The following is a 15990-nucleotide window of genomic DNA, read 5'->3' as shown; positions in this document are numbered from 1 at the left end:
CGCCGGGGCGCGGGAGCGGAGCGGGGCGGCCGACGACGCGACCGCCGACCCCGGCAGGGACGGCGAGGGCGGCGAAGACGGCGAGCCGGCCGCCGGACCGGCGGTCGTCGCCCACGCGACGGGCCACTGGACGGGCGTGGCGGCGGTCGCGCTCGCGCTGGGCGGGCTCGGCGTCCTCTCGCGGACCCCGGGACTCGTGCTCTCCGGCGTCGTCGGCGCGGCCGTCGCGGGCTACGCCGGAGCGGTCGAACCGCCGGTCCGCGACCCCGAAACGGGCGAGCCGGCCGTCGGCGTCCGCCGCCGGCTCGCCGACGACTCGCCCGAGCCCGGCGACCGGGTGACCGTCGGGGTGGAGGTGCGAAACGAGAGCGACGACTACCTGACCGACGTGCGAGTCGTCGACGGCGTCCCCGACGAACTGGCGGTCGTCGCGGGCTCGGCCCGCCACGGCGCGCCGTTACCCCCGGGCGAGCGGACGACGTTCACCTACACCGTGCGGGCGACGCGGGGCGAGCACGACTGGGACCCCGCGACGGTGACGGTCGCCGACCCCAGCGGCGCGGTCGACTACGAGACGACTGTCAGCGGCGGCTCCCAGTCGCCGGGCGCGGCGACGACGCTGCGGTGTACCCTCCCGGTGCTCGACGGCGAGCGGGTGCCCGTCGGCGGGACGACCGCCGGCTTCGCCGGTCGCGTCGAGACCGACGAGGGCGGCCCCGGTATCGAGTTCCACGCCACCCGCGAGTACCGCCGGTCGGACCCCCTCTCGCGGATCGACTGGGCCCAGCTGGCCAAGACCGGCGAGCTGGCGACCGTCGAGTTCCGCGAGGAGCGGTCGGCGACGGTCCAGATCCTCCTCGACACGCGGCGGGCCGCCTACCGCGCGCCGACCCCCGACGGCTACCACGCGGTCGAGCGCGGCGTCGACGCCGCCCACCGCGTGTTCGACGCCCTGCTCGACGCCGGCGACCGCGTCGGCTTCGAGACGTTCGGCCGCGAGCGCGAGGGCTGTCGGCTCGCGCCCGGCGCCGGCGGCGACCACCGCGCCCGCGGCCGCGAACTGCTGAACGTCCACCCCGCGCTGTCGCCCGTCCCGCCCGCCCGGAAGCTCCACGAGCGCTACCCGCCCGACCGCCGAGCGACGCTCAGGCGCGAGCGGATCCGCCGGATCCACCGCCGGCTCGACCCCGACACGCAGATCATGCTGGTCTCGCCGTGTTGCGACGACTACCCCCGCCAGGTCGCCCGCCGGCTGGTCGCCTACGGCCGGGAGGTGACCGTCGTGAGCCCGGACCCGACCGTCCGTGACACTGAACCCCACGAGCGCGCCGCCGACGAGCGCGACGAACGGCTGTCGGCGCTCCGGTCGGCCGGCGTCCGCCTCGTCGACTGGGGGGCGGACGAACGGTTCGACGCCGCGCTCGCGCGGGCCCGCAGGCGGTGGTCGGCGTGAGCGCGTCGGAGACGGACCCGGGAGCGGGGACGGGTCCCGGCCCGGCCGGGGCGACCGACGATGTCGAGCCGGCCGACCGCGAAGTCGAACCGGAGTCGAGCGACGGGCGAGCCGGCGGGTCCGAGGCGAGACCGGAGACGGCGCGGCCGGGGACGGCGGGCGGGTCGGTCGACCGCTCGCCGGCACGGACGAGTGCCGGCGTCGCGGTCGCGTTCGCGGCGGTCGCCGCCCTGTGGCTCCCGACGATCGGCGGCCGCGCGCTCGGACTCGTCGGGGCGGCGCTGGTCGGGTTCGGCGCCGTCCGGGGCGGTCGGCAGGCGGTCACCGCCGGCGCCGTCGCGCTGGTCGCCGGCGTCGCCGCGGCGGGGCTGGCCGGCGCGGCGGTCGTCCCGCTGGTCGGCGCGACGCTGTGTGCCCTGCTGGCGTGGGACGCCGGCCGCTACGGGATCACCGTCGGCGAGCAGCTCGGCCGCGGGGCGTCGACGACCCGCCTCGAACTCGCCCACGTGACCGCGACCGCGGCCGTCGGGACCGCGGCGGCGGCGCTCGGGTCCGTGACCTACCTCGCGGTCGACGCCACGACGGACGGCGTCGCCGTCGTCGTCCTCCTCGTCGGCGTCGGACTCCTCGTCTCGGCGCTCCGGTGACCGACCATGTCGTGTGTGTGGCGAAATCCCGGCGAGTCCGGACCGAAGCTTCGGGACGCTACTTCGGGACGAACACGAGCGGGTGGTGGCGCCAGGCCCAGCGGGTGTCGGGCCTGTCGACCACCGACCAGACGCTCCGTGGCCAGGTCCCCAGCGCGTCGTGGATGCGGTCGTACGACAGCAGGTTTTCGCCGTCGAGCAGGAGCCGGAACCGTCGCTCGAAGCGGTCGGCGTCGAACTGCGAGTCCTCGCCGAGGAACTCCTCGGGGTCGTCGGCCATCCGCCGCCAGTGGGCGCGGGCGAGGCGGTTCTGGTAGTTGAAGACGAGGTAGCCGCCGTCCGCGACGGCGTCGTACATCGCCCGGAGCGCGTCCTCGACCTCGCGGACGTAACAGAGCGTGAAGTAGGAGAAGACGACGTCGAACTGCCGGTCGGGAGCGAAGTCGGGCAGGACGGCGCGCTCGAAGGTAACGTCGGCGTCGCGGTCGCGGCCGCGCTCGCGGTTCTCGGCGAGGACGGGCTCGGCGGCGTCGTAGCCGACCACGTCGGTCCGGGGGTACGCCTCGGCGACGGCGAAGGCGACGTGGCCGGGGCCACACCCCACGTCGGCGAAGGCCTCGGGGCGGCCGGTCTCGGCGAGGAAATCGACGACCGCGTCGGTCGCGTGGTGGGCGCTCGGCGCGGCGTCGGCGCGGTCGCCCTCGTCGGCCGCTGTCCAGAAGTCGCGCCAGTCGATGGTGTCGTCGTGGGTCGCGCCAGTCGATGGTGTCGTCGTGGGTCGCGTCAGTCATGCGGTGGTGGGTCGCTGTCGTCGTCGAGCGATGCTTCGCAGGTCCGCGTCGGCGGTCAGGTCGCTTCGTCGGCGGGCTCCGTCCCGGTCCCGGCCTCGTCCTCGTCGCCGCAGTCGTCCGTCCCCGATCCGTCGGCGGTCGTGAATCCGTATGGTACGAGTACTGTCATGTGGGCGTGGCTGTGGCTGGTCGACGAGCGGTGCGTCCGGGCCGTAGCGACCGAGAGACCTCGGCGCTCTCGGGATACCGACGTAGTCGCGACTGCCGGATAAAATTTACTATCTTAGTTAAATTTACTCTTCACCTACAAATTCGTGCGCCTGGGATATAAAGTTTGGGGCTGGCGCGGTGTCCGGCGGTGACGGTCGGCTGTCGCGGGCGAACAGCGGGGTGGGGAAAGCGAACGGTATTAGTGCGTGTCGGGGCGAGTACATCCCAATCGATGACAGCAGACTCGCCCGATTCCGACGCGGCCGAGGGGGACGCCGGTAGCGAGGGAGACGCGGTCCGCACCGACGGCGGGGTCGACGCCGAGGGCGCGGACGACACGACGCTGGACCCGTGGGGGTCGGCGACCGTCTCGGACTACCGCAAGCTGTTCGCCGAGTTCGGCATCGAGGAGTTCGACGAGGTCCTGCCCGAGGTGCCCGACCCCCACTACCTGATGCGCCGGGGTGTCATCTTCGGCCACCGCGACTACCGCCCGGTCGCCCGCGCCATGCGCGAGGGCGAGGACTTCGCCGCGCTCTCGGGGTTCATGCCGACCGGCGACCCGCACATCGGCCACAAGCTCGTCTTCGACGAGATCATCTGGCACCAGCAGCAGGGCGGCGACGCCTACGGTCTCATCGCCGACCTGGAGGCCCACAGCGCCCGCGGGCTGACCTGGTCGGAGATCGACACCCACGCCCGCGACTACGTCCTCTCCCTGCTCGCGCTCGGGTTCGACCCCGAAGAGGGCGAGCTGTACCGCCAGTCGACCAACCGCGACGTGCAGGACATGGCCTTCGAACTCGGCGTCGAGGCGAACTTCTCCGAGTTGCAGGCGATCTACGACTTCGACGGCGAGACCGACGTGTCGCACATGCAGAGCGTCGTCACGCAGATGGCCGACATCCTCTACCCCCAGGCCGACGAGCCCCGGCCCACGGTGATCCCGGTCGGTCCCGACCAGGACCCGCACATGCGGCTCGCGCGGGACCTGGCGGCACGGATGCGCTACTTCCGCGTCACCGAGGCGTTCGCCGGCTTCGAGGTCGACGACGAGGGCGAGCGCGCCCTGCTCGGCGAGGTCTACGAGTCGCTGACTGCGGGTGACGGCGACGCGGCCGGCGACGACGGCGACGACACCCTCCGCTGTGAGGACGCCGCCGAGGCGCTGCGCGCCGACCGCGAGGCCTACGAGGCGGCGGGCTACGGGGGCGCGACCGTCGAACGCGTCCTCGAGAAGCTGGAGAACGCCGGGATGGAGCCGATCCGGCGGCGGACTCGCTTCCTCGGGCGCAACGCCACCGACGCCGCCTTCGACGCCCTGGTCGAGGCCGTCGACGGCGAGAAGCGCGTCTACGACGAGCACGTCGACGCGTTCGAGCTCACCCGCGAGGAGGCGGAGGACCTCGCCCGCGAGGTCGAGACGGACCACGGCGGCTACGGCTTCACGGCGCCCTCGTCGATCTACCACCGGTTCATGACCGGGCTTACCGGCGGCAAGATGTCCTCGTCGGTACCGGCCTCGCACATCTCCCTGCTCGACGACCCCGACGAGGGCTACGACAAGGTGAAAGCCGCCACGACCGGCGGCCGCGAGACCGCCGAGAAACAGCGCGAACTCGGCGGCGAGGCCGACGAGTGCCCGGTCTACGAGCTGTACGCCTACCTGCTCGCGGGCGACGACGACGAGTTCGCCACCGAGGTCTACGAGGAGTGCGTCGGCGGCGAACGGCTCTGTGGCGGGTGCAAGGAGCAGGCCGCAGAACTGATGGCCGAGTTCCTCGAGGACCACCAGGAGAAACGCGAAGAGTGGGCCGACAGGCTCGACGACCTCGACATCGACCTCGACGTGGCGGCCGACCGGCGGGGGTGACGTGGTCCGACCGGCGGGGGTGACGTGGCGGCTGACCGGCGGGCGATCAGATTCGCGGGGTCCGGGACCAGGGTCGCGAGACGCGGACGGCGGTCGGACCGATCCGGACCCGCACGAACGCGGTACGATTTCCCAAGGATAATGAGGGTAAGTGGCATACGAGCGAGCGGATGACAGACAGTGGTAGCGGACGGGGTGGTATCGACACACACGACCGGGGTCGGACCGGTCGCGCGATGGCGACGGTCCGGTCGGTCGCCATCGTCGTCATGGTCGTCACGGCCGCGAGCCTCGCCGGCTGTGGGATGCTCGGCGGGGGCGGCGGTGGCGGCGGCGACGGCGGCGACGGCGGTGACGGCGCTGCCGGCGGGAACATCGACGCGCCGCGGGAGGTCGCCGACCCGATGGACCCCTCGGCGAGCGAGGTGTACTCGCGCGTCCAGGGTATCCTCGGCACGGAGGCGTCGTCGCCGGAGATCCTCGTCAGCAACCTGCCGACGGACCGGAACGTATCGAACGCCTACCTGACGGCGACGGTCGGGCTCCCCGAGAACCCCTCGTCGACGCTCGTCGACTCGGTCAACGTCTCGTACGACCCCAGCGACGACGTCGTCGTGTTCAACGAGGAGACGGTCTACGACATGACCGGCCCCCAGATCGAGGCCGCGCTCGCCTACGGCTTCGCCGTCTCGCTCCACTACAAGAACGACTGGATCGAGAACAATCAGACGATCCTCGGCTACGAGGACCGGGCGGTCACCACCGCGACCGTCGGGGCGGCCACGCGGGCCTACGTCGACGAGCACGTGGACGGCGTGAGCGGGTACGCGGTCCCCACCTTCGAGGAGACGGGGCCCTACCGGTGGGCGTTCCAGGGCGCGATGGAGCATTACGGCGCCGAGTACGTCGACTCGGTCACCGACTCGCCCGCTGACATCCCGTCGATCTACGAGGACGGCGGCCCGGCCACCACCGAACAGATGCTCCACGACACCGACGAGGCCGCGATGGACCTGACGCTGAGCACCTCGGTCTCGAACTGGTGGACCGTCGAGAACATCCCGTTCGGCGCCGGCGCCGGCACGTTCGGCGAACTCGGCACCCGCGCGATCCTGCGGAGCCACCTCCCGGCGTCCGAGGCCGCGGCGGCCGCCGACGGCTGGGGTAACGACTCCGCCGTCGCGTTCCAGTCGGTCCGCAACGCCTCGGCCGGCCTCGTCTGGGTCCACCGCTGGGACTCCGCGAGCGAGGCCGACGAGTTCGTCAACGCGACCGAGGCCTACGCCGACGCCCGGGAGGGCGACAAGTACGCCGTCAACGTCTCCCGGCCCGCCGAGGACACGACCGTGACGGTCGTCCACCGCGGGAACTTCGTGCAGAACGCGGAGGTCTCCTACGCCGACGGCACCGCCGAGGTCGTCGTCGGCGGCGGGTCCTGACGCTCTCGCCGTCCCGCGGAACCGGCCGCTACTCCTCGATCTCGATCTCGATCGGGTCCGCGGCGGGCTCGACCGCGTCGCTCCCGAACCGCTCGGCCAGCCGCCAGCTCGCGACGGCGCCGAGCGTCCCGAGGGCGACGCCCGCCCGGACCCCGGTGTCGCGGTCGCGCAGGACGCGACCGACGGCGTAGCCGACGAGGAAGTTGATCGCGAAGTTGAGCACGGCGCTGCGAGTGCGGTCCATACGCGCCCTTTGTGACCCGGCGGCATAGACGTTGCCTCGCGGTCAGCCCGGGCGGCGTCCCGGCGGCCCCTGGGGCGCGCCGGGTACCGCCCGGTCGCCCCGGGTACCGCCCGGGTGTCACGATTACCGCCCGGTGGCCGAGTCCGGAACGCTTTTGCGCGGCGCCGTGAATGGCCTTCACATGGCACCCGAACCCACGACGGGAAGGACCGCCCCGAGCGCGGCACTGGCGCTCGCTTCGGGGCGCTCCCGCCGGTCGCGCCTCGCCCGCCAGCCAGCGGCCGCGCGGCCGGGGTTCGGGTTTTTCCCCGGCGCCTGAGGGCGGCGGACGCCCGGACCCGACGGTTCGTGTCGAAACGAACCCCGGCGGTCCCGGCGGAAACCGCCCGCGCCGGCTCGCGGGGCGGCCGGTTCGTCCGCGTCGCTCCCGAACCGCTCGTATCGGCGAGGCGCGCCCGTCGTTCGTGCCTCGCAACCGTTAACTGACGACCACGCAGATTCACGACCAACGAATGAAACTCCCGGAAACGCAGGTCGCCGTGCTCGAGGCCGCGAGCGCGGACGACCCCACACCAGTCGAACGGATCGCCGAGGACGTCGGCGAGCAGGTCCAGGCGGTGGCCGGCGCCGCCTTCGAGCTCGAAGACGAGGGGCTGCTCGCCGTCACCGAACGCACCGAGGCCGAGCTCGTCCTCACCGAGGAGGGCGAGCAGTACGCCTACGAGCGGCTGCCCGAACACTCCCTGTGGGTCGGCGCCCTCTCGCAGGGGGCCGACGAGGAGCCCGTCGAACTCGGCGGGGCCATCGGCCGGGCCGGCCTCGAGGACGAGGCGGTCGACATCGCGCTGTCGAACTTCGCCCGGAAGGGCATGGGGACCATCGACAGCGGCTCCATCGCCGTCGACCCCGACTTCGACCCCGAGTCCGACCCCGAGCACGACCTGCTCGAACGGCTCCAGGACGAGGCGGTCGACCCCGAAGACGTGGACGACGACCTCGTCGACGCGCTCGAACGCCGCGGGCTCGTCGCGGTCGAGGAGTCGACGGTGCGGGAGGTCACGCTGACCGACGAGGGCGTCACCGCGATGATGGAGGGCGTCGAGGTCGCCGAGACCGTCGGGCAGGTCACGCCCGAACTCCTGACCTCGGGCGAGTGGCAGGAGGTCGAGTTCGCCGACTACAACGTCGAGGCCGACGCCGAGACGGTCCACGGCGGCAAGTCCCACCCGCTGCGGGAGATGTCCGAGCGGGTCACGGACGTGCTCGTCGGGATGGGCTTCCAGGAGATGCAGGGCCCCCACGTCGACGCCGACTTCTACATCAACGACTGCCTGTTCATGCCCCAGGACCACCCGGCGCGCAACCACTGGGACCGGTTCGCCCTCGAGGAGCCGGCGGCGATCGACCGCGAGAACCTCCCGCCGGACCTCGTGGATCGGGTCGAGTCGGCCCACCGCGACGGCGTCGGCCCCGACGGCGAGGGGTACCACTCCCCTTGGGACGAGGACTTCGCCCGCGCGCTCGCGCTGCGCGGCCACACGACGAACCTCTCGGTGCGCCACCTGGCCGGCCTCGCCGAGGGCGAGCTGGAACCGCCCCAGCGGTACTTCTCCATCGAGAAAGCGTACCGCAACGACACGCTCGACTCGACGCACCTGCTTGAGTTCTTCCAGATCGAGGGGTGGGTGATGGCCGAGGACCTGTCCGTGCGCGATCTCATGGGCACGTTCACCGAGTTCTACGAGCAGTTCGGCATCACCGACATCGAGTTCAAGCCCCACTACAACCCCTACACGGAGCCGAGCTTCGAACTGTTCGGCCGCCACCCCGAGACGGACGAACTCATCGAGATCGGTAACTCGGGCATCTTCCGCCCGGAGATGCTCGAACCGCTGGGCGTCGAGGCCGACGTGATGGCCTGGGGCCTGGCCCTGGAGCGACTCTTCATGCTCGCGACCGGCGCCGAAGACATCCGCGACGTGCACGGCACGCTCGTCGACCTTGATTTCCTCCGCACCGAGGAGGTGGTGTACTGATGCCCACGGTAGCGATCGACCCCGACGAACTCCGCGAGCTGACCGGCCACGAGGACAAGAGCGACGAACAGCTCCGCGAGGACCTGTTCGGCCTCGGCCTCGAGTACGAGGGCGAGACCGACGACGGCGAGTTCGAACTGGAATTCGCCCCGGACCGGTTAGACCGGCTCTCCGTGGAGGGGGTCGCCCGCTCGCTGCGCTACCAGTACGGCGACGACCGCGGCGTCTACATCCCGAACACGAACGACGCCGACTGGACCATCGAGGTCGACGCGGACGTGCCCGACGAGCGGCCGTACGTCACCGGCGCGGTCGTCCGCGGGCTGGACATGGACGAGGGCGCGCTGGAGTCGCTCATCCAGCTCCAGGAGAAGCTCCACGCGACGATGGGTCGCCAGCGCGCCAAGGGCGCCATCGGCGTCCACGACCTGACCATGCTGAAGGGCCAGGTCGGCGCCCGCGGCGGCGAGGACACCCCCGAGGAGGAGGCCGACCCGCGCACCGAGGTCGCCCCCTCGGGCGGCAAGTCCGTCCGCTACACCGGGATCGGTCGCCGGGACGACCGGTTCGTCCCGCTGGAGGAGAACCACGAGATGACCCCCCAGGAGGTGCTGATGGGTCACCACACCGCCAACAAGTTCTCCGACCTCGTCGAGGACTACGGATCGATGCCGGCCATCTACGACGACGTGGGGATGTTCTCGTTCCCGCCGATCATCAACGGCAAGCGCACCGAGGTGACCGAGGACTCCCGCGATCTCTTCATCGAGATGACCGGCACCGACCAGTGGACGATCGACCACATGCTGAACATCGTCTGCTACGCGCTCGACGCCCGCGGGGGGCGCGTCGAGGCGGTCGAGGTCGAGTACGCCGACGACGCCGCCGGCGACTACGCCGGGTCGACGCTCGTCCGCCCGAACTTCGAGACGAAGACCAAGACCGTCGACCACCCGGACGTCGAGTCGATGCTCGGCATCGACCTCGACGGCGAGGAGGTCGTCGACCTGATGGAGCGGGCCGGCCTCGACGCCTCGGCCGAGGACTACGACGCCGAGACGGACGCGCTGTCCTACGAGGTGGAGGTCCCGCCCTACCGCGTGGACGTGCTCCACCCCGTCGACGTGATCGACGACGTGGGCCGGGCGTACGGCTTCAACGAACTCGACCCGCGTTACCCCGACGTGTCGACCGTCGGCGGCCGTCACGAGCGCTCCCGGCTGGAGCGGGCCGCCCGCGAGTCGCTCGTCGGGCTGGGCTTCGAGGACCTGTTGAACTTCCACCTCATCAGCGAGGACGCCAACTACGAGCGGCCGGGCGTCGAGCGCGACAGCGACGCCCTCGGCGGCGGCGAGCCGGCGGTCATCCAGGAACCGTACAGCGAGGACTACGAGATCGTCCGCACCTGGGCGCTCCCGTCGATCCTGCTCGTCCTGGAGAACAACACCCACCGCTCGTACCCCCAGCACCTCTCGGAGGTCGGGCTCGCGATCGAACAGGACGAGACCCGGCCGACGCTGGTCGACGAACGCCACACCGTCGCGGCCGCGCTCGCCCGCCACGACGCCTCCTACGAGGACGCCAAGGCCAGCCTCCAGGCGCTGTGTCGCGCCTTCGACGTGGAACTGGCCACCCCGCCGACCGACCACCCGACCTTTATTTCGGGACGGACCGCCGACGTGGTCATCGACGGCGAGAACGTCGGCGTCATCGGCGAGGTCCACCCCGAGGTACTGGTGGAGTACGACCTGGAGGTGCCGGTCGCCGCCTTCGAGTTCGACCTCGACGCGTTGCGCGAGTAGCCGCCCGCGGGACGACCGACCGCGCTCCGCGGCGACTGACTCTCGGGATTTCACCGCAGAAACCGCTTTACCCGTCGACGTACTCGATGCGTCCGTCGGTTCCGACGGACAGACCGTCCGCCTCGCGGGCGTACGCCTCGAACGCCCGGTACTGCAGCCCGTGCAGCTCCCGGGCGTCGGCGGGCCCGACCGTCTCGAACTCGTCGGCGTAGACGACGTACCCGTTGACCGCGAGCCGTAGCTCCCGGTCGTCGGCCAGCGGCTCGCCGTCGAAGGACACCTCGGTTTCCCCTGCGGTGCGGTCCCGGCGGATGTCGACGCCGGCGAACTGCCCCGTCCAGACCTCGCCGTCGCGGCCGTCGATCCCGTCGGGGTGGACCGACTCGGCGACGAGCGCGCGCAGCTGTGCGCCGGACACGGTGGCGACGAAGACGCCGGCCTGGAAGGGGGCGATCCCCCGGAGGTCCGCGACGGTCACGTCGGGGCCGACCGGCGGCCCGTCCCGGAGCCCGCGGGTGTCGACGTGGGCGGCGTCGGCGTCGGCCACCCACCGCAGCGCGTCGGTCGCGAGGTTCGCCAGCGCGCACTCCCCGCGGAGACGGCGGGCGCGCTCGCGCGGGACCGGCCGGTCGAGCCGGGCGACCACCTCGTCGAGCCCGTGGTCGGCCAGCCGCTCCCGGACGGCCGCGGCCGTCCCTTCGTCGAGCGGGCCCGACGGCACCTCGTGGCGGGTCGCGGTCGCCGGCTCCCCGCGGTCGCCCGGTAGCTCGACCTCCCACAGGACGCGGCCGTTCGCGCCGGGGCGGACCAGCAGCGTGCCGGTGACGCACTCCCGGGTCTCGCTGTGGACGTGCCCCGCGAGGACCGCGTCGGCCGGCGTCTCCCGGCAGAGGTCGCGGGCGACCGCGTCGCCGGCGTGGGCGAGGACGACTACCCGGTCCGGCGCGGGGTCCAGCCCCTCGACCGTCTCGCGGACGGCGGCCACCGGGTCGGTCACCGCGACGGACCGCGGGACGGCGAGGTCCGGCCCGCTCACCCCGACGAGCGCGACCCGGGCGCCGCCGCGCTCGACGACCTTCGCGGCGTCGACGCCGGCGACCGGTGCACCGTCGGACCGGCGGTCCGACGAGGTCCCGCTCGCGCCACTCGCGGGACCCCCGTCGACGCGGACGTTCGCGCCGAGCCAGTCGACGCCCGATTCGGCGACTACTTCCCGGGTGTCGGCCGGCGAGTGGTCGAAGTCGTGGTTGCCGAACGTCTCGGCGTCGGGCGCCACGCGGTCGTAGAACGGGAGCGTCTGCCGACCACGCTCCTCGATGGCCAGCGCGCCCGGCGCGAGCTGGTCGCCCGTCCCGACGACCAGCGTCTCCGGGTCTCGGAGGGCGTCGATGGTGCCCGCGAGTCGTCCGATGCGCTCCGGGCGGTCGAAGGCGTTCTCCAGATCCGAGTAGTGGAGCAGTCGCGGGGCCATCGGCGCCGGTCACTCCCCGGAGCCGGCCGACTCCGACTCCTCCAGCCGGCGCTCGTACTTCGCCAGCGATGTCTCCAGGGCTTCCTCGGCGTCGATATCGAGCGCGTCGGCGGTCGCCAGCAGCGCGAAGACGGCGTCGCCGAGTTCGTCCTCGCTGACGGCCACCTCCTCGGGCGCGGCGCCGTACTCGCCGGACTTGGCGGCGTCGGCGGCGATCTCGCCCACCTCGGCGGCCAGGTCCAGCACCCGGTAGGCCGGGTCGGCGTCCATGTCGTGCTCGTCGACGAACGCGGCGACGCGGGCCTGTGCGTCCATGGGGCGGCTTTGGTCGGTCCCCCACAAAACGATTCGGCGGCGAACCGAGGGTGTTCGGTCCGACTCGCCCGGTGAGTGGTCGTTCCCGGTCGTTGTGTGGACGGGGCTGGAACGAGTGTGACTGAATCGAACGCGACTCCACTCGACAGCGAGTGTTGAAAGCCCTCTAGCAGTGACCGCGACTGCAACTGACAGCAAGCGCTGAAAGCCCTCGCCGCGCTCGCTAGCAGTCGCCTTGACCGCAATCGACAGCAAGCGCTGAAAGCCCTCGCCGCGCTCGCGGTCGCTGAGCGGGATATCCGCGCTCTCCGCACCGCCCGCGCGGATAGGGCCCGCTCAGACGACTGAAGTGAACGCGAGCGCGTCTCGCCCTTTCAGTCCACCAGGACCGCACCGCAACCGCACAGCACCGCAGACGGCCACGAGCCTCCCCAGCCGATTCGGTGCTCGTCGCAAGCTCCTGCGCGCCTCATCCCTCGCGCGGCTATCGTCGCGCGCACGAGAGCGCGCTCCAGCGCGCGCCAGTTCGGCCGGTCGGTCGGGCGTCGCGGTCGGAGGTATCGACCGCCGATCCGGTGGGGTTTTCCCGGGGCTACACGTTCGTTGGGCCATGACCGAGCCGATCACCGAGCGCGTCGACGACCCGGAGGCCGAGCGGGAGTCGGGCCGCCGGAAGATGGAGTGGGCGCGCCAGCACATGCCGATCTGCGAGTCACTGCGTGAGGACTTCGAGGCCGACCGGCCCTTCGCCGGCGAAGTTGTCGGGATGGCGATGCACGTCGAGGCCAAGACCGCGATCCTCGCCGAACTGCTCGCGGTCGGTGGCGCCGAGGTCGCGATCACCGGCTGTAACCCGCTGTCGACCCACGACGACGTGAGCGTCGCCCTCGACGCGGTGGAGGGCGTCACCGCCTACGCCGAGCGCGGCGTCGACGACGACGAGTACTACGCCGCCATCGAGGCGGTCATCGAACACGAACCGACCATCACCGTCGACGACGGGATGGACCTCGTGGCGGCGATCCACGAGGACTACCCGGAACTCATCGACACCATCGTCGGCGGTTGCGAGGAGACGACGACGGGGGTTCACCGCCTGCGCGCGATGGACGACGACGGCGAACTCGCCTACCCGATGTTCGCGGTCAACGACACGCCGATGAAGCGGCTGTTCGACAACGTCCACGGGACCGGGGAGTCCTCGCTCGCGTCGATCGCGATGACCACGAACCTCTCGTGGGCCGGCAAGACCGTCGTCGTCGCGGGCTACGGCCACTGCGGGAAGGGCGTCGCCAAGAAGGCCAGCGGCCAGAACGCCGACGTGGTCGTCACCGAGGTCGAGCCCCGGCGCGCGCTGGAGGCCCACATGGAGGGCTACGACGTGATGCCCATGGACGAGGCCGCCGCCGAGGGCGACGTGTTCATCACGACCACCGGCAACCGCGATGTCATCGTCGAAGACCACTTCGAGGCGATGCAGGATGGTGTCTTGCTCGCCAACGCCGGCCACTTCGACGTGGAGATCGATCTGGACGCCCTCTCGGAGCTGGCGGTCGACGAGTACGAGGCCCGCGACGGCGTGCGGGCCTACGAACTGGCGGACGGCCGCCGGCTGAACGTGCTGGCGGAGGGGCGGCTCGTGAACCTCGCGACGCCGGTGGCGCTGGGCCACCCCGTCGAGGTGATGGACCAGAGCTTCGGCGTCCAGGCCGTCTGCGTGCGCGAACTGGTCGAGTCGGGCGACGACTACGGGCCCGGCGTCCACGACGTGCCCGACCGGCTCGACCGGGAGGTCGCGGAGATCAAACTCGACGCGGAGGGCGTCGACTTCGACTCGCTGACGGAGACCCAGGCGGAGTACATGGGCTCCTGGCAGCACGGGACGTAGAACGGTCGAAAAGTTTCGGGTCGCGGCCCGTCGAGCGGCGCGGCTACTCCTCGGCGGCGCCGGTGAGACAGAAGACGAGCGAGCCGTCGTCGAGGCCGGCGACGCGGGTCTGTGCGGTGAAGGTGTCGCCGCCGTCGGTCTCGCAGACGGTGCCGCCGGTCCACTGCCAGTCGTCGCGGACGGTCTCCAGGGCCGTCGACTCGAGCCGCTGGACCTCCTCGTCGGGGAAACACGCCCGCCAGGGGCGGCCGACCAGGTCGTCGGGGTCGGCGCCGAAGCGGCTGGCGAACACCCTGTTGACGAAGGCGAACGCGCCGTCGGGGTCGACGACGGCGACGGCGTCGCCGGTGGCCTCGATGGCGGTGAGGCTCCGCTCGGCGGTCCGCATCGTGCGGTGGTGGTGGACCAGCCGCCGGATCCGCCCGGCGAGGATCGACATGGTGGTCGCGGGGCTGTTCTTCCGGAGGAACTCCGTCCACGTGGCGTCGGGGATCTCCTCGGCGATGGCGGCCCGCTCCGACCCCGTGAAGAGGACGAACGGGAGCGTCGGCGCCCGCGCGCGCACGTCTGAGAGGAACTCCAGGCCGTTCGTCCCGGGCATGCCGTAGTCGCTGACGACGCAGTCGACGTCCTCGACGTGGGCGAGCGCCTCGGCGGGGACGGTCTCGGTCCGCACCGCGATGTCGTCGTGCTCCGAGAGGTGCATCTCGATCAGGTCCAGGTAGTCGCGGTCGTCGTCGACGCAGAGCACGTCGATCGACTCGTCGCTGCCCGCCGGTGCGCTCGCCGTCGCCGGAGCGATGTCGTCGATCACGGCTGTCACAGGTGTCGGTGCGCCGCCGTGTCCGCCGGCGCGTGGGTCGCCGGTTCGGTCCGGTCGGTCACCGGTTCGGGACCCGCGGTCGCTGTCCCGCCGTCCACCGCCCCCGGACGCCTCATTGCTCGATCGACTCGGTCACGTCCGACTGGATCCAGGCGTGCTCGTTCTCCGGGTCGGCGATCATCGCCAGGCGCGTGTCGCCCACGTCGTACTCCTCGTAGGTCTCCCGGATCGCACCCTCGGCGTCCTCCGTCGAACCCGTCGACGACATCTCAGACACCACCCTCGCCGTCGACGGTGACCGTCCCGTCGTCGTCGATCACGACGCTGTGGCCGTCGTACTCGAACTCCACCGTCGCCGCCCCGCTCTCGTAGATCGCGTCCAGCGCGTCCGTGTCCACGACCTCGTACAGCGGCGGTTCCAGCCGAAGCGGGTCGGTCCCGGTCTCGTCCGCTATCGCCTCGATCACGTCGATACTGACCTGCCCGCTTGATCCTTGTACTGCCATACCGTCCATCCTGTCACCCGATAGGACCACTACCGGTATCGGGCTGTCCGCTACGTGCATACCGCGACCGCCGAGTCGGGGGCAATATGTATAGCGTCGCTCGCGACCGGTGGGGCCGTCGACGACCGCGATCGCGGTCACGTATCCGGGATCGCGGGTTCGACGTTCGGGGTCGGGGGTCCGCGTCCGGCACAGCGGAACGGGTGTCCCGACAGCGGGTCATCGCGACGGGTGGTCGGCCGCCCGCGAGTCGCCGCCACGGGCGGTGGCCGGCCGCGACCCGGGACCCCGGCGACGTGTCGGACGGCGGAGACCAACCGTTAATTGCGCGCCCTCGCAATGGCCGCCAATGGACGCTGGTTCGACGCGCGACCCCGGGCCGGGCCGGGCGGTCGCGGACAGGGGGAACCGCACACCGACGGCGGTCAACGGGCGTGACCGCGGGCCGCCCGGCGCCCGCGGCCGCGCGCTCGCCGCGCTCGTCGCGGCGAC

General features: G+C 71.9%; 15 protein-coding genes. 8 read left to right on the top strand and 7 right to left on the bottom strand.

Annotated features, from left to right (window positions below; translation table 11 throughout):
* Positions 1-1453: DUF58 domain-containing protein (locus ACMGFG_RS23925; protein WP_436932800.1), on the top strand; the 1453-nt coding region annotated here is incomplete at its 5' end.
* Positions 1450-2100 carry a DUF7519 family protein gene (locus ACMGFG_RS23920; RefSeq protein ID WP_436932799.1) on the top strand — a complete coding sequence of 217 codons (651 nt, stop codon included), beginning with the start codon at positions 1450-1452 and terminating at the stop codon, positions 2098-2100. The genes ACMGFG_RS23925 and ACMGFG_RS23920, both read left to right, overlap by 4 nt.
* Positions 2101-2158: 58 nt before the next feature.
* Here ACMGFG_RS23920 and ACMGFG_RS23915 read toward each other — a convergent pair whose 3' ends face one another.
* The gene (locus tag ACMGFG_RS23915; RefSeq protein ID WP_436932801.1) at positions 2159-2836 is read right to left on the bottom strand and encodes a class I SAM-dependent methyltransferase; all 678 of its coding nucleotides are present in this window, start codon (positions 2834-2836) and stop codon (positions 2159-2161) included.
* A 497-nt stretch (positions 2837-3333) separates the two neighbouring features.
* On the opposite strand from ACMGFG_RS23915, the gene ACMGFG_RS23910 reads away from it, so the two are divergent.
* Together ACMGFG_RS23910 and ACMGFG_RS23905 are read left to right on the top strand one after the other, a co-directional pair.
* The gene (locus ACMGFG_RS23910) at positions 3334-4974 is read left to right on the top strand and encodes a tryptophan--tRNA ligase (protein WP_436932798.1); all 1641 of its coding nucleotides are present in this window, start codon (positions 3334-3336) and stop codon (positions 4972-4974) included.
* Between the two features lie 170 nt (positions 4975-5144).
* A complete protein-coding gene (locus ACMGFG_RS23905) occupies positions 5145-6413 on the top strand; it encodes a hypothetical protein (protein WP_436932797.1) in 1269 nt (422 codons plus the stop codon).
* Positions 6414-6441: 28 nt separating this feature from the next.
* Here ACMGFG_RS23905 and ACMGFG_RS23900 read toward each other — a convergent pair whose 3' ends face one another.
* Positions 6442-6657, bottom strand: coding sequence for a hypothetical protein (locus tag ACMGFG_RS23900; RefSeq protein ID WP_436932796.1), 216 nt, complete (start codon positions 6655-6657; stop codon positions 6442-6444).
* A gap of 181 nt (positions 6658-6838) precedes the next feature.
* Here ACMGFG_RS23900 and ACMGFG_RS23895 point away from each other — a divergent pair, with 181 nt between their 5' ends.
* The 3 genes from ACMGFG_RS23895 to pheT all read left to right on the top strand — a co-directional run bounded on the left by ACMGFG_RS23895 (position 6839) and on the right by pheT (position 10495).
* Positions 6839-6976, top strand: coding sequence for a hypothetical protein (locus ACMGFG_RS23895; protein WP_436932795.1), 138 nt, complete (start codon positions 6839-6841; stop codon positions 6974-6976).
* A gap of 193 nt (positions 6977-7169) precedes the next feature.
* Entirely contained in the window at positions 7170-8693 is a 1524-nt protein-coding gene (gene pheS, locus ACMGFG_RS23890; protein WP_436932794.1) for a phenylalanine--tRNA ligase subunit alpha, read from the top strand.
* A complete protein-coding gene (gene pheT / locus ACMGFG_RS23885; protein ID WP_436932793.1) occupies positions 8693-10495 on the top strand; it encodes a phenylalanine--tRNA ligase subunit beta in 1803 nt (600 codons plus the stop codon). The genes pheS and pheT overlap by 1 nt, the downstream gene beginning before the upstream one ends.
* 67 nt (positions 10496-10562) lie before the next feature.
* On the opposite strand, the gene ACMGFG_RS23880 is transcribed toward pheT, so the two are convergent.
* Positions 10563-11966 (bottom strand): bifunctional metallophosphatase/5'-nucleotidase, encoded by a 1404-nt coding sequence (locus tag ACMGFG_RS23880; RefSeq protein WP_436932792.1) that lies wholly within the window; start codon positions 11964-11966, stop codon positions 10563-10565.
* Between the two features lie 9 nt (positions 11967-11975).
* On the bottom strand, positions 11976-12281 hold the full coding sequence (locus tag ACMGFG_RS23875; RefSeq protein WP_436932791.1) for a MazG nucleotide pyrophosphohydrolase domain-containing protein: 306 nt from the start codon (positions 12279-12281) through the stop codon (positions 11976-11978).
* Positions 12282-12891: 610 nt separating this feature from the next.
* Here ACMGFG_RS23875 and ACMGFG_RS23870 point away from each other — a divergent pair.
* A complete protein-coding gene (locus tag ACMGFG_RS23870) occupies positions 12892-14169 on the top strand; it encodes an adenosylhomocysteinase (RefSeq protein WP_436932790.1) in 1278 nt (425 codons plus the stop codon).
* 43 nt (positions 14170-14212) lie between these two features.
* On the opposite strand, the gene ACMGFG_RS23865 is transcribed toward ACMGFG_RS23870, so the two are convergent.
* From ACMGFG_RS23865 to ACMGFG_RS23855, 3 genes are all read right to left on the bottom strand, one after another.
* A complete protein-coding gene (locus ACMGFG_RS23865) occupies positions 14213-14983 on the bottom strand; it encodes a response regulator (protein ID WP_436932789.1) in 771 nt (256 codons plus the stop codon).
* 121 nt (positions 14984-15104) lie between these two features.
* Entirely contained in the window at positions 15105-15260 is a 156-nt protein-coding gene (locus tag ACMGFG_RS23860; protein WP_436932788.1) for a hypothetical protein, read from the bottom strand.
* 1 nt (position 15261) lies between these two features.
* Positions 15262-15498 (bottom strand): HalOD1 output domain-containing protein, encoded by a 237-nt coding sequence (locus tag ACMGFG_RS23855; protein WP_436932787.1) that lies wholly within the window; start codon positions 15496-15498, stop codon positions 15262-15264.
* Between the last annotated feature and the right edge of the window lie 492 nt (positions 15499-15990).

It is taken from the genome of Halosimplex halobium, from assembly GCF_051414055.1.
In the GTDB taxonomy this organism is placed as follows: Archaea; Halobacteriota; Halobacteria; order Halobacteriales; family Haloarculaceae; genus Halosimplex; species Halosimplex halobium.
Note: the sequence above shows the minus strand (reverse complement) of the source record. Positions and strands in the feature narration are given on the sequence as shown.